The organism is Phreatobacter sp. GW821-FHT04C01 (genome assembly GCF_059420385.1).
In genome coordinates this window covers 543,562-560,177 of record NZ_JBWKTP010000001.1, presented here as the reverse complement: position 1 = coordinate 560,177, position 16,616 = coordinate 543,562, and the positions used below count along the sequence as shown (strand labels likewise).

The 16,616-nt window shown below is 69.0% G+C and carries 13 protein-coding genes; 5 read left to right on the top strand and 8 right to left on the bottom strand.

Annotated features, from left to right (window positions below):
- Nucleotides 1-51 precede the first annotated feature (51 nt).
- On the top strand, nt 52-723 hold the full coding sequence (locus AC07WJ_RS02585; RefSeq protein WP_494932967.1) for a carbonic anhydrase: 672 nt from the start codon (nt 52-54) through the stop codon (nt 721-723).
- Between the two features lie 4 nt (nt 724-727).
- Here the strand turns inward: AC07WJ_RS02585 and AC07WJ_RS02580 are convergent, their stop codons facing one another.
- Both AC07WJ_RS02580 and AC07WJ_RS02575 read right to left on the bottom strand, forming a co-directional pair.
- Nucleotides 728-1,027 carry a YciI family protein gene (locus AC07WJ_RS02580; RefSeq protein ID WP_494932966.1) on the bottom strand — a complete coding sequence of 100 codons (300 nt, stop codon included), beginning with the start codon at nt 1,025-1,027 and terminating at the stop codon, nt 728-730.
- Between the two features lie 75 nt (nt 1,028-1,102).
- Nucleotides 1,103-2,140: an aspartate-semialdehyde dehydrogenase gene (locus tag AC07WJ_RS02575; RefSeq protein ID WP_494932965.1), complete on the bottom strand. Its 1,038-nt coding sequence runs from the start codon at nt 2,138-2,140 to the stop codon at nt 1,103-1,105.
- Between the two features lie 372 nt (nt 2,141-2,512).
- Between AC07WJ_RS02575 and AC07WJ_RS02570 the strand changes: the two genes are divergently transcribed.
- The 3 genes from AC07WJ_RS02570 (at nt 2,513) to AC07WJ_RS02560 (ending at nt 5,955) form a co-directional block, all read left to right on the top strand.
- Nucleotides 2,513-4,096: an OpgD/OpgG family glucan biosynthesis protein gene (locus tag AC07WJ_RS02570; protein ID WP_494932964.1), complete on the top strand. Its 1,584-nt coding sequence runs from the start codon at nt 2,513-2,515 to the stop codon at nt 4,094-4,096.
- A 132-nt stretch (nt 4,097-4,228) separates the two neighbouring features.
- The gene (locus tag AC07WJ_RS02565; protein WP_494932963.1) at nt 4,229-5,341 is read left to right on the top strand and encodes an S-(hydroxymethyl)glutathione dehydrogenase/class III alcohol dehydrogenase; all 1,113 of its coding nucleotides are present in this window, start codon (nt 4,229-4,231) and stop codon (nt 5,339-5,341) included.
- Between the two features lie 95 nt (nt 5,342-5,436).
- The gene (locus AC07WJ_RS02560) at nt 5,437-5,955 is read left to right on the top strand and encodes a 2TM domain-containing protein (RefSeq protein WP_494932962.1); all 519 of its coding nucleotides are present in this window, start codon (nt 5,437-5,439) and stop codon (nt 5,953-5,955) included.
- Between the two features lie 45 nt (nt 5,956-6,000).
- Here AC07WJ_RS02560 and AC07WJ_RS02555 read toward each other — a convergent pair whose 3' ends face one another.
- The 4 genes from AC07WJ_RS02555 to AC07WJ_RS02540 all read right to left on the bottom strand — a co-directional run bounded on the left by AC07WJ_RS02555 (nt 6,001) and on the right by AC07WJ_RS02540 (nt 8,270).
- Nucleotides 6,001-6,306, bottom strand: coding sequence for a DUF1330 domain-containing protein (locus AC07WJ_RS02555; RefSeq protein ID WP_494932961.1), 306 nt, complete (start codon nt 6,304-6,306; stop codon nt 6,001-6,003).
- A 69-nt stretch (nt 6,307-6,375) separates the two neighbouring features.
- Nucleotides 6,376-7,107, bottom strand: a complete 732-nt coding sequence (locus tag AC07WJ_RS02550; RefSeq protein WP_494932960.1) for an alanyl-tRNA editing protein — start codon at nt 7,105-7,107, stop codon at nt 6,376-6,378.
- Between the two features lie 124 nt (nt 7,108-7,231).
- Nucleotides 7,232-7,507, bottom strand: a complete 276-nt coding sequence (locus tag AC07WJ_RS02545; RefSeq protein ID WP_494932959.1) for a YiaA/YiaB family inner membrane protein — start codon at nt 7,505-7,507, stop codon at nt 7,232-7,234.
- 61 nt (nt 7,508-7,568) lie between these two features.
- The gene (locus AC07WJ_RS02540; RefSeq protein WP_494932958.1) at nt 7,569-8,270 is read right to left on the bottom strand and encodes a PspA/IM30 family protein; all 702 of its coding nucleotides are present in this window, start codon (nt 8,268-8,270) and stop codon (nt 7,569-7,571) included.
- Nucleotides 8,271-8,410: 140 nt separating this feature from the next.
- Between AC07WJ_RS02540 and AC07WJ_RS02535 the strand changes: the two genes are divergently transcribed.
- On the top strand, nt 8,411-9,043 hold the full coding sequence (locus AC07WJ_RS02535; protein WP_494932957.1) for a TetR/AcrR family transcriptional regulator: 633 nt from the start codon (nt 8,411-8,413) through the stop codon (nt 9,041-9,043).
- Here AC07WJ_RS02535 and pbpC read toward each other — a convergent pair.
- Both pbpC and AC07WJ_RS02525 read right to left on the bottom strand, forming a co-directional pair.
- Nucleotides 9,030-11,102, bottom strand: a complete 2,073-nt coding sequence (gene pbpC / locus AC07WJ_RS02530) for a penicillin-binding protein 1C (RefSeq protein ID WP_494932956.1) — start codon at nt 11,100-11,102, stop codon at nt 9,030-9,032. The genes AC07WJ_RS02535 and pbpC overlap by 14 nt on opposite strands.
- Nucleotides 11,099-16,426, bottom strand: a complete 5,328-nt coding sequence (locus tag AC07WJ_RS02525; protein WP_494932955.1) for an alpha-2-macroglobulin family protein — start codon at nt 16,424-16,426, stop codon at nt 11,099-11,101. Before AC07WJ_RS02525 ends, pbpC begins: the two co-directional genes overlap by 4 nt.
- Nucleotides 16,427-16,616: the final 190 nt, after the last annotated feature.

Genomic DNA, 16,616 nt, shown 5'->3' with positions numbered 1-16,616 from the left:
GGCGGCCGCGAAGGCGTTGAACGGAGCCGTTCTGCGTTCGCGAGGTGTCCCATGCTGCCAACCCGCCTGATCGACGGCTACGCGTCCTTTCTCGATGGCCGCTTTCCGCGTGAATCCGAGCGTTATGAACAGCTCGAAAAGGAAGGCCAGCGCCCGAAGACCATGGTCATCGGCTGCTGCGACAGCCGCGTCTCGCCCGAGGTCATCTTCGATGTCGGCCCGGGCGAACTGTTCGTGGTGCGCAATGTCGCCAACCTCGTGCCGCCCTATGCGCCGGACGAGAATTATCACGGCACCTCCGCGGCGCTCGAATTCGCCGTCATGGCGCTGCGCGTCTCCGACATCGTGGTGCTCGGCCACGGCCGCTGCGGCGGCATCCGGGCCGCCGTCAGCGAGGACACCGAACCGCTGTCGCCGGGCGACTTCATCGGCAAGTGGATGGGCATGATCGCGCCGGCGATCGAGGAGGCCGGCCCGCGCGGCGCCTCCTCCATGACCGACTACCTGACCCGGCTCGAACACGCTTCCGTCGCAACCTCCTTGAAGAACCTGCGCACCTTCCCCTGCGTGCGCATCCTCGAGGAGCGCGGCAAGCTGAAGCTGCACGGTGCCTTTTTCGGCGTCGCCACCGGCGTGCTGAGCGTGCTCGACGAGGCGACCGGCATCTTCTCGCCGGCACTCGACCGGCCCGGCAAGGTGTTCAGCTGCGACGCGCCGGCTTGACGGTTCAGAGCGTGATCGCGCCGTAGCAGGGTGCTTTGCCCCACAGCGCCAGCCGGTAGCTCCGGCGCAAGCCATATATGAAATAGGGGTCGTCCTCGACGAGACGGACGGCCTCCTCGCGGCTGTCCACCTCCATCACCCAGAGGCCCCCTTCGAACCATTGGCCAGGTGCCGGCCTCAGGCCGCCGCCGATCAGGATCTTGTCCTTCCGGGCGTCGAGATAGGCGAAGTGATCCTGGTCGTGGTCCCGCCGCACCCAGGCGGCGTCGGGGTTGTCGTCGAACAGCGCGATCCAGCGGGCCATGATGGCCTCCCAAACCGAAACGGCGGGCTCTGGGCCCGCCGTTCGCAACAAGACGTCAGGGGCGAGCAGGCGATATCAGGCCGCCGCTTTGGCCTTCGGCTGGATCAGCTTGCGGTTGATCAGGACCTCGGCGATCTGCACCGCGTTCAGGGCCGCGCCCTTGCGCAGGTTGTCCGAGACGCACCAGAAAGCGAGGCCGTTCTCGACCGTCGCATCCTCGCGAATGCGCGAAATATAGGTCGCGTCCTCGCCGGCGGCGTCGAGCGGCGTCGCGTAGCCACCCGGCTCCTGCTTGTCGATGACCAGGATCCCGGGCGCGGCGCGCAGGATCTCGCGTGCTTCCTCGGCCCGGATCGGCTGCTCGCACTCGATATTGACCGCCTCGGAATGGGCGATGAACACCGGCACGCGCACGCAGGTCGCGGTCAGCTTGATCTTCGGGTCGAGGATTTTCTTGGTCTCGACCGTCATCTTCCACTCTTCCTTGGTGAACCCGTCTTCCATGAACACGTCGATATGGGGGATCACGTTGAAGGCGATGCGCTTCGGAAACTTCTTCGTCTCCGGCTCCTTGAGCGAGTAGAGGCTCTTGGTCTGGCGGTCGAGTTCGTCCATGCCGTCCTTGCCGGCACCCGATACCGACTGATAGGTCGAGACCACCACGCGCTTGATGCCGAAGCGGTCATGCAGCGGCTTCAGCGCCACCACCAGCTGGGCGGTCGAGCAGTTCGGATTGGCGATGATGTTGCGCTTGGAAAAGCCGGTGATGGCATCGGCATTCACTTCCGGCACGATCAGCGGCACGTCGGAATCGTAGCGGAAGGCCGAGGAATTATCGATCACGACGCAGCCCTGGGCGCCGATCTTCGGCGACCATTCCTTCGACACCGCGCCGCCTGCCGACATCAGGCAGATATCGGTGTCAGAAAAATCGTAGTTCTCGAGCGCCCGGACCTTCAGCGTCTTGTCGCCGAAGGACACTTCCTGGCCCATGGAACGGCGCGACGCGAGCGGCACGACCTCGCTGACCGGGAACCCGCGCTCCTCCAGGATGGCGAGCATTTCGCGGCCCACATTGCCCGTGGCACCGACGACGGCGACCTTGTAACCCATGATTTCAAGCCCTTGAGTTTCAACTCTCCCCCGGGATCGGAACCCTTTTCGGGTTCCGTGGTGCCCATCTCCCCCGTCGGGGGAGCACCCGGAAGCGAGGACTAAGCGTCAGCCTGCCGTGCCGCTTTTGGCGGCCGGCGTGGTTTTCGTGCTTTTGGTGGTTGCAGCGAAAGCCATTGACGGAGAGGGTCCTCGGCGGAAGTGCCGTGAAGGCTAGGAAGAACATCACGCATCGTAAAAAGTCAATGCGAATGACGCCGTCCGGCCTTGGCTTTTCGTTAAGGGCGCCCCAGTTTCGCCGGAAAACCCGTATCATCACGGCGCGGCGGCCCGCCGGCCGTGCCTTTACATGTCGAATGCCCGAGTGAACCCATGGTCCAGACGCTGTCCCGCCGTAACCTCCTGAGCCTTGCCGCCGCTGCCGGCATGGTGCCGGTCCTGACCGGCGAGGCGCGCGCCGCGACCGCCCTGAAATTCGGCCCGGCGCGGGCTTTCTCCTATGAGAGCCTGAAGGCCATGGCGCGCGAGCGCGCCGGCAAGGCCTATGTCGCGCCGCCCCGGCCGAACCCGGAGATCGTCGCGCGCATCGACTACGACAATCACGGCAAGCTGCGCTTCAACAAGGATTTCGCGCTGTTCGGAACCGGCCCGGGCGCCTATCCCGTGACCTTCCAGCATGTCGGCCAGTATTTCGCCAAGACCGTGCGCATGCATTCGCTCGCCAACGGCCAGGCCCGCGAGATCATTTACGACAACAGCTATTTCACCATTCAGCCGGACCATCCGGCCGCCAAGCTTCCGGCCGAACCCTCGGCCTTTGCCGGCCTGTGGCTGCAGGAGGCGCGATCGCGCGACTGGCGCACGGAAGAGCCCTGGGCGACCTGGCTCGGCGCCTCCTATTTCCGCGCCGTCGGCGAGCTCGGCCAGGTCGGCCTGTCGGCCCGCGGCATCGCGCTGTCGCCCGGCCAGGGCCCGGGGCCGGAGGAATTTCCCGACTTCGTCGCCTTCTGGATCGAGACGGCCGAGAAGGAGACCGACCCGGTCACCCTCTACGCGCTGCTCGACGGGCCGTCCCTGACCGGCGCCTACCGGTTCCAGTGCCGGCGCACCTCCGGCGTCATCATGGATATCGAGGCGACGCTGAATTTCCGGACCCGCATCACCCATCTCGGCGTCGCCCCGCTGACCTCGATGTACTGGTATTCCGAGACGACGACGTCGCGCACCATCGACTGGCGTCCCGAGGTGCATGACAGCGACGGCCTGGCGATCTGGACCGGCGCCGGCGAACGGATCTGGCGGCCGCTCAACAATCCGCCGCGCACCATGACATCGAGCTTCGTCGACCATGGCCCGCGCGGTTTCGGCCTGCTGCAGCGCGACCGCGAATTCCTGCATTATCTCGACGGCGTCAAATATGAGAAGCGACCCTCGGCCTGGGTCGAACCGCTGGGCGACTGGGGCCGCGGCGCCGTCCAGATCGTCGAGTTGCCGACCGACGACGAGATCCACGACAATATCGTCGCCATGTGGGTGCCGGAGGAGGCCTCCGAACCCGGCTCGTCGCGCGAATACCGCTACCGGCTGCACTGGCTGGCCGACGAGCCGACGCCGACGCCCCTCGCCCGCGTCGTCGCCACCCGGCTCGGCCGCGGCGGCCAGCCGGGCCAGCCGCGCCCCCCGGGCGTGCGCAAGTTCCTGATCGAGTTCAAGGGCGGCCCGCTGGTCAATCTGCCCAAGGGCCTCATTCCGGAGCCGGTCCTGTCGACCTCGCGCGGCACGTTCGGCGACTACAAATATACCGAGGCCGTGCCGGACGACGTGCCGGGCCATTGGCGCACCCAATTCGACCTGAAGGTCGAAGGCGGCGATCCCGTGGAAATGCGCTGCTACCTGAAGGTCGGCGACCAGGTGGCCTCCGAAACCTGGCTCTACCAATATCACCCGCAGGCCTGATCCGCCCGGCGGGGGCGCCGTCCGTCAAGACATCGTCAAGGCCGGCATGGGATAGCAGCGGCTAGCCCGGCGCGGACCGACGCCTTATCGTGCGCCGGTCGCCCGACCCATGCGCCCTGAAAGGACCACTCGATGAAGACACGTGCCGCCGTCGCCTGGGAGGCCGGCAAGCCCCTGACCATCGAAACCATCGACATCCAGGGCCCGAAGCCCGGCGAAGTGCTGGTCGAGGTGATGGCCACCGGCGTCTGCCACACCGACGCCTATACCCTGTCGGGGCTCGATTCCGAGGGCAAGTTCCCGGCCATTCTCGGCCATGAGGGCGCCGGCATCGTACGCGAGATCGGCGCCGGCGTGACCACGCTGAAGGTCGGCGACCACGTCATCCCGCTCTACACGCCCGAATGCCGGCAGTGCAAAACCTGCCTGTCGCAGCGCTCGAACCTGTGCACCTCGATCCGCGCCACCCAGGGCCAGGGCCTGATGCCCGACAATACCAGCCGCTTCTCCTGCGACGGCGGCGAGGTGTTCCACTATATGGGCTGCTCGACCTTCGCCAATTTCACCGTGCTGCCGGAGATCGCGCTCGCCAAGGTCCGTGAGGACGCCCCCTTCGACAAGATCTGCTATATCGGCTGCGGCGTCACCACCGGCATCGGCGCGGTGATCTACACGGCCAAGGTCTGGCCCGGCGCCAATGTCGTGGTGTTCGGGCTCGGCGGCATCGGGCTCAACGTCATCCAGGGTGCCCGCATGGTCGGCGCCGACAAGATCATCGGTGTCGACCTCAACCCCGGCAAGCGCGCCATGGCCGAGAAATTCGGCATGACCCATTTCGTCAATCCCGACGAGGTCGGCCGCGACAAGGTGGTCCAGGCGATCGTCGACCTGACCGGCGGCGGCGCTGATTTCTCGTTCGAATGCATCGGCAGCGTCCACACCATGCGTCAGGCGCTGGAATGCTGCCACCGCGGCTGGGGCGAGAGCATCATCATCGGCGTGGCGCCCTCGGGCACGGAAATCTCGACCCGGCCGTTCCAGCTGGTCACCGGCCGGGTCTGGAAGGGTTCGGCCTTCGGCGGCGCCCGCGGCCGGACCGACGTGCCGAAGATCGTCGACTGGTACATGGAGGGCAAGATCGACATCGACAGCCTGATCACCCACACCATGCCGCTCGACGAGATCAACACCGCCTTCGATCTCATGCATGAAGGCAAGTCGATCCGGTCGGTCGTCGTCTACTGACGGCAGACGACAACCCGACTGTCGGGTAAATGTCGGGGCGCTGGCGGGGCCGTGACGTGGCGCCCGCCGGCCGTTCGGCATGTGATCGGCGGGCCATGATCGAAGACCCCACCATTCTCGTCCAGAAACTCAGAGTGCAGCGCGGCTGGTCGCAGGAGCAGCTCGCCGTGCTCAGCGGCCTGAGCGTGCGCACGATTCAAAGGATCGAGCGCGGCCAGCCGGCGAGCACGGAAACGCTGAAGAGCCTGGCGGCGGTCTTCGAGGTGGATTTCAACACCTTGAGGAGCCCCGACATGCCCGCCATCCCGAACCTGCCCCATCTCGAACAGACCGGCGGCGAACAGGCCGTCGGCGAAGACGAAGCCCTCGTTCTCCTGCGCGTCAGGAAGATCAAGGCTTTCTATCTGCACCTCGTCCAATACGTGCTGACGCTCGCGTTCCTGACGATCATCAATCTCTGGACGACGCCGCGCTATCTATGGGTCGGCTGGGTCGCCCTCGGCTGGGGCCTCGGCCTTGCCTCGCACGGGCTGAAGGCCTTCGACAAAGTCCCCTTCCTGAACGGCGACTGGGAGCGGCGCGAGGTCGAAAAGCGGCTCGGGCGCCGGCTGTGAGCCGCTGTCCGGGCCGATATCCGCCGGATCATCCGGCCGTTCCGGTCAGCCGGGCTGCGCGCCGTCATAGCCTTCGAAAATGACGAGGTCGGCGGTCGAGGCCGCCGTCCTGAGCTTCAGCACCGCCTGGTATTCGGGTGAATGCCAGCAGGCGACGGCTGCTTCATAGGAGGGGAATTCGAGCACGACATTGCGTTGCCGCGCCGTCCCCTCGACCACCTCCGATCGCCCCGCACGCACCAGAAACCGCCCGCCGAACCGGGCGAGCGCCGGTCCGTTGGCCGCGACATAGGCCTTGTAGGCTTCCGCGTCGTGAATATCGACGCGCACCACCCAATAACCCCTGGCCATATCATCCTCCTGCCGAGCAGGCCCCCGCCCGACCATGCCGGGACATGAAAGCAGCCCGACGCCAGGCTGTCAGGTCCCCGGCGCCAATCCGGCGAGACCCATCTTCACTCGCCGGTTATGCCGGCCCTTGTTGTCGATCTTCAGGACCTTGACCGGCCGCGACCCGCCGGTCGAGCCGAGATGCGTGCCGCCGCAGGCCTGGCGGTCGAGGCCGGCGATCTCGACGATCCGGATCTGGCCGTCGGCGGTCGGCGGCGGCGCCGCCGAGCGGGTGCGGATCAGGCCGTGCTCGTTCAGCACGGCCTCGAGCGGCATATAGCTGTCGGTGACCGTCAGGTCCTGCCGGATCGCATCGTTGATCGGCCCGTCGAGCAGCCGAAGCCGCTCATTGTCGGCATCCGGCAAATCGAAATCCATGCGCGCGGTGCCGTCATCGTTCATCTGCACGCCGGTCACCAGCGCGCCGTCGAACAGCTGGTAGACGAAGGCGTTGAGCAGATGCGTGCCGGTATGCAATTCGCGCATCATCTGCCGGAACACCGGGTCGACCACCGCCTCGACCAGGCCGTCGGGTGTCACCGGATCGGCTAGCAGGATCCAGCTGCGTCCCGACACGGTCTCGAAACCCGCGACCTTGGTTTCGCCGCCGGCCCAGCGAAGGGTTCCCCGATCGGCCATCTGGCCGCCGCCGCCGGCAAAAAACGGCGATTGCGCCAGGGCGATCCGGCCGGGCTGCGCGTCGACGACGCTGGTCTCGAGCGACAGGATGTCGGGATGGTCGTGATAAAACGAATGGGACATGGGCTCTTGCGGTTCTTTGGGCTCTTGCGGTTCTGATGGCCGAGCGGGCAGCTAGCCGATCGGCGCGCCCCCTGTATTGGCGAGAATTGCTCGGCCGCCGCCATGTCCCGGGATGGTCGCCGGCTCAATCCGTCGGGCGCTGGACGTCCATCAGCAGGCGTTCGGTCTTGGCGTCCTCGATGCGGTTGACCAGCCGATCGGCCTCGTGAACGTCGCGCATGGTCTTGGTCAGCGTGATCGCCGACTGCAGCAGCAGGGCGACGCCCATGCCTAGATAGCCTTTGATCCAGATGTCGACCGGCATGAAGAACACCCCGGCGGCGACCAGGAACAGCGAAACGCCAAAGGACAGATAAGTGAAATTCACCCAGGCGGCAGAATGGGACTGATTGTTGCGCACAGTCTGTTTCCTTCCAGTTGGAGCTGATGCGAGGGATGAAATGGTACGGGGGCGGCGCGGCTCAACCCGTCATGCGCGAGGCCGCGGCCCTCATCTTCAGACGGTTGAGAATGTCGTCGGCACCGGGCCTCGGCTTGGCGCCAAAGCCGGCGACGGCCAGAACCTCGGCAATATTGGTCGAGAGGGCGGCGCTGTTCAGCGCTTCGAGCGCGTTCGCCGCCGCTTCGCTTTCGGCCTGCTTGGCGCGCAGCCTGGCCAAGGTCGCCTCGGCCTCAGCCAACGCACCATCGCTTGCCGGCTGTCCCGCCGGGCCATTGCGCAGGCGGCGCACCGCCTCGACGGCCCGGGCGATCCGGCGGCCGCGCTCGAGGTCGGCGAACCGGCCTTCGGCCCCCGCGACGTCGCGCTTCAACCTGGAGATCTCGGTCGCGAAGGCCTTGCGCGCCTCGCAGCCCGACATCCGGTCGGCCTCCAAACTGGCGATCGCCTCGGCCGCCTGGCTCGCCAGGTCTTCACGGCCCCCCTGGAGCGCGGCCATCGCGCGATCCTCCAGGTCGGCGAGACGCTTTTCGATGGTCGCGATCCGCTTCGCCTCGGTCAGATCGGAGGCGATCGCCACCGCCAGCGCCCGCCGGGCGAGATCGAGGCCGGCAGCCGCGTCACGCATCTGCTGGTCGAGAATGGTCAGCGCATGGCGATCGGCGAGCGCCTCCGCGGCTTCATGGCCGCGACCGCGGATCAGGGTCATCATCACCTTGAACATTTGGCTCTCCCTGGCTATGAACGTTGTTCACGGGATGGGTGTAGCAGCGCCGTGAACGTTGTTCAAGCGATTTTTGAACAACGTTCAAAAATTTCTTCGGCAACCGGCCGACGGGCCGGCAAGGAATTGGGACGAGCCTGATGGACATCGTGGAACGACGCGCGAAACTGCGTGACGCGCTGATCGACGCCGCCGACGAGGCGATCGGCCGCGACGGCCTGTCGGCCCTCAAGGCGCGGGCGCTCGCCGAGGCCGTGGGTTGCGCGGTCGGCGCCATCTACAATGTCTTTCCCGACCTCGACGCGCTGATCTACGAGGTCAACGCCCGCACCCTGAAGCGCCTGGACGCGGCGCTCGCCGGCGCCGGCGGGCCACCCGGCGACCCGCAGGCCGCCATGCAGGCCCTGGCGCTCGGCTATCACCGCTTCTCGCGGGCCGACAGCCGCCATTGGCGCGCCGTCTTCGCCCATCAGGTGCCCGACGGCACGATGCCGCCGGAATGGTATCTCGGCCTGGTCGGCCGGCTGTTCCGCCATATCGAGGAGCCGCTGGCCACCCTGCTGCCGCATCTCGACGGCCAGGCCAGGCAATCGCTGGCGCGCACGCTGTTCTCGGCCGTGCACGGCATCGTCTCGATCGGACTGGAGGAAAAGCTCGGCTCGACGCCGGACGACGTCATCGCGCGCGGACTGAAGGTAATGGTCGGCGCCTGGGTCGCCGGCCTGCCGATCGCGACGGCGCCGCGCCCCCGCGCCGCGCCTACTCCACCCTGACTGTCACGCTGGCATTGCGACCCTCGGCATCGATCACCGACAAGGTGGTGAAGCCAGGACCGTCGGGCGCGACATTCGACTGGCGTTGCGCGCCGAAGCGGGCCACCGGCCGCCCGTCGAGCAGCACGGTGAAGGGTGGCTTGCCGCCGGTCGCCCGGACCGCCAGCGGCTCCATCGTGCCGGTCGCGGCGCCCAGGTCGATGCGCACGCCGTCGGGCGGGAAGGCGATCTTCAGGTCGCGCGTGTCGCCTGCCGCTTCGCGGGCTGGACCAAAGCGGCGCAAGGGCGGCGGCAATTGCCCGTTGCTGAGGGCGGCGACCGAGGCCGGCCGGCCCGGCAGCGCGGCATAGGCGCCGAGACGGGCGAAGGCGTCGAACAGGATCGGCGCCGCCGCGGTGCGCCCGGTGATGCCCGGCACGGATGAACCATCGGGGCGGCCGACCCAGACGGCAATCGTGCGCTGGCCGTCGAAGCCGATCGCCCAGGCGTCGCGGAAGCCATAGGAGGTGCCGGTCTTGAAGGCATAGCGGCCGGCAAGCGCTGCTTCCGGCGCCGGCGCATCGGTGAGGATGTCGCCGACCGCCCAGGCCGCCGCCTCTTCGGTCAGCGGTCGCGGCGCCACCGGCGCCGGCATGTCGCGGCGCTCGATCAGCGCCGGCATGTCGCCGAGCCGGGCGAGGCCGGCATAAAGCGCGGCCAGGTCGTTCAGTCTCAACCCGACGCCGCCGAGCCCGACCGCCAGCCCCGGCACCTCGCCGCGCGGCAGCACCGGCCTGACGCCGGCCTGCTCCAGCCGCGAGAAGAAGCGCTGCGGCCCGACCGCTTCGAGCAGCGCCACGGCAGGCACGTTGAGCGACATTTGCAGCGCGGCGCGGGTCGACACCGTGCCCTGGTAGCCGCGATCGAAATTGACCGGCGCATAGCTGCCGAAACGCCAGGGCCGGTCCTCGATCAGGGTCTCGGGATGGGCCAGGCCCGCCTCATAGGCGAGCGCATAGATGAACGGCTTCAAGGTCGAGCCGGGCGAGCGGACCGCCCGGGTCATGTCGACCGCGCCCTGGCGCTCGCTGTCGAGCGGATCGGCGGCGCCGATCCGGGCGATCACTTCGCCGGTCCTGTGGTCGATCGCGACAAGCGCGCCCGATAGCTTGGCGCCGACGGCGCGCACCCGCTCGCGCAGCAGGGCCTCCAGCGTTTCCTGGTAGCCCCGGTCGAAGGTCATGCGATGGACCCGGCGCGACGGCTCGGCGGCCACCGCCTCGGCCGCGGCATGCCAGGCAAAAGCCGGCATCGGCCGGCGCAGCGTCGGCATCCGCTCGGCCTTGCCGGCCTCGACCTGTTCCGGCTTGAGCACGCCGGCGAGCAGCATGCGGTCGAGCACCCGGTCGCGCGCCCGCCTCGCCCGATCGGCGAAACGGTCGGGCCGGCGCGTCTCCGGCGCCTGCGGCAGCGCCACCAGCAGGGCCGCCTCGCCCGGCGACAGCCGGCGCGGCTCCTTGCCGAAATAGGCGAGCGAAGCGGCGCGCACGCCTTCGACATTGCCGCCATAGGGGGCGAGCGACAGATAGAGATCGAGCACGCGCTCCGGGCCGAGCTCGCGTTGCAGGCGGATCGCCCGGGCCATCTCGCGCAGCTTCACCGCCAGCGACCGGCCGTCCTCGCGCTTGTCGATCAGCCGGGCGACCTGCATGGCGAGCGTCGAGCCGCCCGACACGATGCGGCCATTGCTCAGCCACTGGCCGGCGGCGCGCATGAGCGCCATCGGGTCGACCCCCGGATGGCGCTCGAACCGCCGGTCCTCATAGGCCTTGAGCATGCGCAGGAACAGGGGATCGACATCGGCCACAGCGCCCGGGAAACGCCACATGTCGTCATCGGTCTGGAACGGCCGGAGCAGCCGGCCGTTGCGGTCGACCACCTCGCGCGAGAACGGCGTGGCGGAGCCGTCGGGGCCCGCCCCCGCCTGCCAGAACAGCATGCCTCCCGCGAGGCCGGCCAGGACGGTCCCGCCGCCGGCGAACGCCAGAAGGCGGCGCCAGCGGATGATCCGCTTGGTCACGGCGTGCCGCCCGTCACCTCGGCCTGGCCGGCCGCGGTGCGCGCCGAACGCTCCGGCCGGTACATGTCCTCGATGGTGGCCGGCGGCACCACATAGCGCCCCGGCGTCACCGCGCGGATCATATAGGCCACCTGCCAGCTCGCCTTGGCGCCGCCGGAGCGGCTATAGGCCGCCATGAACCGGTCGTCGCGGAAAGCCTTGTAGTCCGGCTGCACCGATTCCGGCTGGAGCCAGCGCAGGGCCGAGGTCTCGGCACTGGCGACCAGGCTCGGATTGTCGATCTCGAAACCCGCCGGCAGCCGGTCGACCAGCATGATCTGGCCGAGCTGCGGCACCGCCTCGGTGACGTTGAGCACGACCACCAGCCGGGTGCCCTGGGCCACCCGCGCGATGTCGGCCGGCCGGCCGTCCAGCCCCATGTAGCGGCGCTGCAAGGTGAAGCCATTGGCCGCCGCCGGCTCGGCCGTCACCGGCGTGCCGGTGGCGGTGACCACGGCGCGCACCGCCTCCGGCCCGGTATTGCGCAGGGCCAGGCCGTCATTGACCTCGGCCGAGCGCAGGGTGCGGGCGAGCGCGCCTTGATGCGCCGTGCCGCCGACGTCGAGCGAGATCCGCTTCGCGTCCTCGATGAGCGCCTGGGCGGCGAGCACCAGCCAGACCTTTTCCTGGGTCGACAGGTAGCGCGTCCGGCCGCGGAGGTCCTCGACCACCCGCTGGGCATCGGCGACGATGCGCTGGGTCAGCCGGGCTTCCGTGCCGAGCGCCATCACGGCCGCCGCGTCGCGCAGGCGCGAGCCATAGTCGAAGCGGCCGAGATCGGTCTGCCTGCCGTCGCGCAGCAGGGCGACCGCCGAGGTGAACACCCGCTCGGCCCGGCCCGTATCGCCCATCAGAGCGAGCGCCGCGCCGAGCTGGCCGCGCGCCACCGGCGTGCCGATTTCACCGAGCTGGGTATCGGCCAGCCAGCGCAGTTCCGACAGCGAGCCGCGGCCGGCGCGCGCCAGCACATAATGCGCGTAAGCCAGGTCCATGCCCTTGTTGTCGCCGACGCCATTGGTCGAGACCACCAGCGTGCGCAGCCGGTCGATCGCCGACTGGAAGGCCTGGTTGGGCACGCCATAGCCCTTTTCGCGGGCGCGCAGCAGGAAGTCGGTGACATAGGCGTCGAGCCACGGGTCCTCGTTCGCGCCCGCGGTCCAGAGCCCGAACGAGCCGGTGCCCGACTGCCGCGCCAGGATGCGGTCGATCGAATCCTTGATGCGTTCGGCCACCGGCGTCTCCATGCCGAGACCGCCTTCCGCGGCCGACAAGACGTCGAGATAGAGCAGCGGCAGCGCCCGGCTGGTCGTCTGCTCGGTGCAGCCATAGGGGTAGCGGTCGAGCGCCATCAGCAGGCCGGGCACGTCGATGGCGGTCGACGGGCTGACCGAGACGGCGACCTGCGCCGAACCGGGCACGAGATCGCCGACCAGATCGCGCGAGATCGTGACCGCCTCGCCCGGATTCATGGTCATGACCGTCCGGCGCGAAACATCGGGCAGCGCCGGGCGGACGCCGAGCGAATAGCGTGACGTCACATCGAGCCCGTTCGGCCCGGTGAGTCTGACGCCGAGCCGGCCGATGCCGAGGCCATTGGCCGAAAGCGGCACGCTGATCGCGCCGCGGCCGCCATTGGCGGCGAGCCTCAGCGTCGACGGCGCCCCGCCCACCTGCAGCGGCCCCTCCGGCGTCACCGTGACCCGGTAGTCGCCGGCCGGCGCTTCGGCATTGACCAGGTCGAGCCGGAGCGTGCCGCGATCGGCATGGCCGAGCACCCGCGGCAAGGTGGCCGTCACCACGACGGGATCCCGGGCAATGACGTCGCGCGACGCCGATCCGTGCTTGGTCGTGGTCCAGGCCATGGCCATCAGCCGGACCGTGCCATTGAAGTCGGGAATGTCGAACATCGCCTCGGCGCGGCCGTCCGGGCCGACCGTCAGGATGCCCGAGAACAGCGACAGGGGCTGCTGCGCCGGCGGTGCGCCGGTGAAGCGGTTGGACGGGCCGTCGCCGCCGGAGCGGATCGAGCCGCGCGCCGCCGACATGCCGTCGATCAGCAGGCCGTAGAGATCGCGCACTTCGGCCGACAGCCGGCGCTGGCCGAGATAATAGTCGTCCGGCTTCGGCGCCTGGTAATTGGTCACGGTGAGAATGCCGAGATCGACGGCGGCGACCGTCACCCGCGCCTCGTCGCCCGGCTGCAGCCCTTCCACCTTGATCGGCACCCGCAAGGTGCCGCGCGGCGAGATCTTCTCGGGCGCCTCCAGGCTGACGCGCAGCCGCCGCTCGGCGGTGTCGACGCCGAACCAGGCGAGCCCGATCGCCCGGCCCGGCATGCGCGAGGCGGCGACGTCGAGCGGCCGGCGCACGAACACCGTCGCATAGGCGCCGGCGCCCCAGTTCTGGCCGACCGGAACGGTGATCTTGCTCTGGCCCTGCGGCACCTCGACGGTCTGCTCGGCGAGCAGCCGGTCGCCCAGCACCGCCACCGTCGCGGTGCCGGCGAAGCGCGAATTGATCGACACGGTCATGGTGTCGCCGGTCCGGTAGGACGGCTTGTCGAGGCTCATTTCCAGCACGTCGGGCGTATCGGCGGTGCCGCCGGCGCCATAGCCGGATTCGAACACGACCGTGGTCATCGGCCCGGCGAGATCGCCGCCCGACACCTCCAGGCGATAGCGGCCCCAGGCCACCGGCACCTGGATGCGGCCGGCCTGGCCGGTCGTGGTCTCGACCTGGCCGTCGGCAATCCGGCGCGTCGTGACGATCGCCTGGCTGCCCCAGCCGCTGGTGCCGCGGGTCCAGACCCAGCGCGTCTCAAGCTTGAGCACCTGCCAGGTCAGCGGCCCGCGCGTACGGGTGCGCCCGTCGCTCGCAACCCCGATGACCTCGAAGCTCGCGGTCTCGTTCTCGGCGACGCGGTTATCCGCGAACAGCGGCTTGACGCCGATCAGCGGCGTTCCCGGCAGCACCGGCAAGGTGGCGGTGCGCTCGACCGCCCGACCGCCGGGCTCGGCGACGCGCACCTGCAGGCGGGCCGACAGGGGCCGTGTGGTGTCCTCGATCTTGGGCAGGGCCGCGCCGAGCGTCACCTGGCCGCGCTCGTCGGTCTTGATGCCGTCGGGCAGCGGCTCGCGGTCGCGCTTCACCTCTTCTTCGGCAAGGCCGAAATTGAAGCCGGGGAAGTCGGGCAGGCCGGTGGTGGTCTCCATGACCACCTCGCCCTCGACGGCGAGATCGGCGCCCGGCAGGCCGAACAGGTAGCGGGCATCGACGGTCGCGCCGAACGGGTTGCCGCGGGTCAGCCGCTGGGCGGCGGGCGTCAGGTCGAAAGCGATCCGGTCGGGCACGAAGTCCTCGACCATGAAGCGCACCTCGCCGGCGGTGGGGCTGCGCGGATCGGTGATGGCGCGCACGCGCCAGGTGCCGGTCGGCGCCGCCGAATTGATCGGGATCGGCACGGCACGCGCGCCGGCGCCCTGGTCCTGGGTGACGATGCGGCGATATTCGACGCCGTCGGGCCGCTCGACGATCAGCGTCAACGGCATGCCGGTCACCGCGTCGCCCTTGCCGTCGCGCAACAGGGCGGTCAGATAGACGGTTTCGCCCGGACGATAGATGCCGCGTTCCGGCACCAGGAAGGCATCCAGCGGCCCGCTCAGCTCACGGCCCGCGACGCCGCGATCGGAGAGATCGAAGGCCGGCTGGCGCAGGTTGAGGAAGGCATAGTCGCCCTGGGGCGTGGTGGCGACCAGCAATGCCGGCGTCAGCCCGCCCTCGCCGCGCGTCAGGCCCGGCTCGAACCGGACATGGCCGCTCGCATCGGTGCGCTTGGTGCCGAGCACCTCGTTGTTGCGGGCGATGAGCCTCACCTCGGTCTCGGCGAGCGGCTTGGCCGAATTCAGCGAATGGACGAAGCCATGGACGCCGTCGACGCCCGACAGCGCGGTCAGGCCGAGGTCCGAGACGATGAACCACTGCGCCACCATGCCGTTCCCGGAATCGTCGTCGTCGTTCGGCCGCCGCTGCGGATTGGTCGGCTTGGCGGTGACGACATAGACGCCGGGCTCGAGCGCACGCACCGCCTCGTCGATCGGAAAGGCCGTGGTGACGTCGGCATTGAGCCGGTTCTCCACCGCCAGCGTGCCCTTCCAGGCCGACATGCCGCGCTCGCTGATGAGCTGGCGCATCTCGTAGCCTTCGAGCGGCTTGGGGAAGTCCTCGGCGACCGTCTGGGCGATCGAGCGATCGCCGAGCCGGATGATCTCCACGTCGACCGAATCCAGGTTGACGCTGGTCACCGGCAGGCCGCGCTGGCCGGCACGCGGCAGCACATAGGCCCGCCCGGTAAAGCGCACGGAGGGCGTGCGGTCGCGGACATAGACCGTGGTGTCGATATTGCGGGTCAGCGTCTCCCCGGGGAATTCGGAGGGCAGGCCCTGCAGCAGCTGGAACGTGTAGCGTTCGCCATGGCGCAGGCCGTCGACGCAGATCTGCCGGTCCTCGACCGTGATCGGCGGGTTGGGCACGCCGGTCTGGCGCACGAAGGGCGCGAAATCGGTACGGCCCTTGCGCAGGTTCTCCGAGAAGACGAAACAGGCGCGCGGGCGCATGCCGTCGGAATCGATCTTGGTTTCGCGCAGCCGGAAACCGTATTGGTCACGCAGCCGGGTATAGGCCTCCCGCGCCTCCGGCGTGTCGCGCGCTTCCATCACCGCGCGCGCCACATCGATCGCCGGGCGCCACTCGCGCCGCGAGATCAGGATCTGGCGCAGTTGGGCCAGGGCGAAAGCTTCCTCGTTGCGGTTCTGCGAACGCCGGTAGGCGAGATAGGCGGCTCCGACCGTGTCTTCACGCAGCCGCTGCAGCTCGCGCCAGTCGTCCGAGCGCACGCCGGCGAGCGCCTGGGAATAGCGCACCCACGGAGCGGTATCGGGCGCCGAGCGCAGCGCGATGGTCTCCCAGAACCGGGCGGCGGCGCGGAAATCGTTGCGCGCGGCGGCGGCGTCGGCGTCACGCCTGACGTCGGGGATCGGCCGCGTGTCGGTCGCGGTCTTGTTGGCGATCGAGGCCTCGAACTTGCGCGCGAATTCGTTCATGTCGTCGCGCTGGAACGCGCGCAGCGGCGGCAGCGCCGGCGCCGGCGCGACCGGCGGACGCTGCGGCTGGGCACCCGCCGGGCCCTGCTGCGGCCGCGGCACGGGCTGCGCCGGTCCCTGCGCCAGATCGACGATCTCCGGCTCCGGCGTTTGGGCAAGGGCGAATTGGGGGAGCGAAAAAGCCAAAGCCGTTGCAAAAACCAACGGCCCCGCGGCCGCAAGGAGACCTCGGATGCGCATAGTCATATCCTCTGCAGCGGTCCGACGCCCCCGACGGCCGCGCAGGCGTGAGTGGACCATTCCGTTCACCTAACGGCAATCAGGAGAGATACGGGCTTGTCCTGACCCGCGAACTCCGCCCTCGCGGGCCCGACCG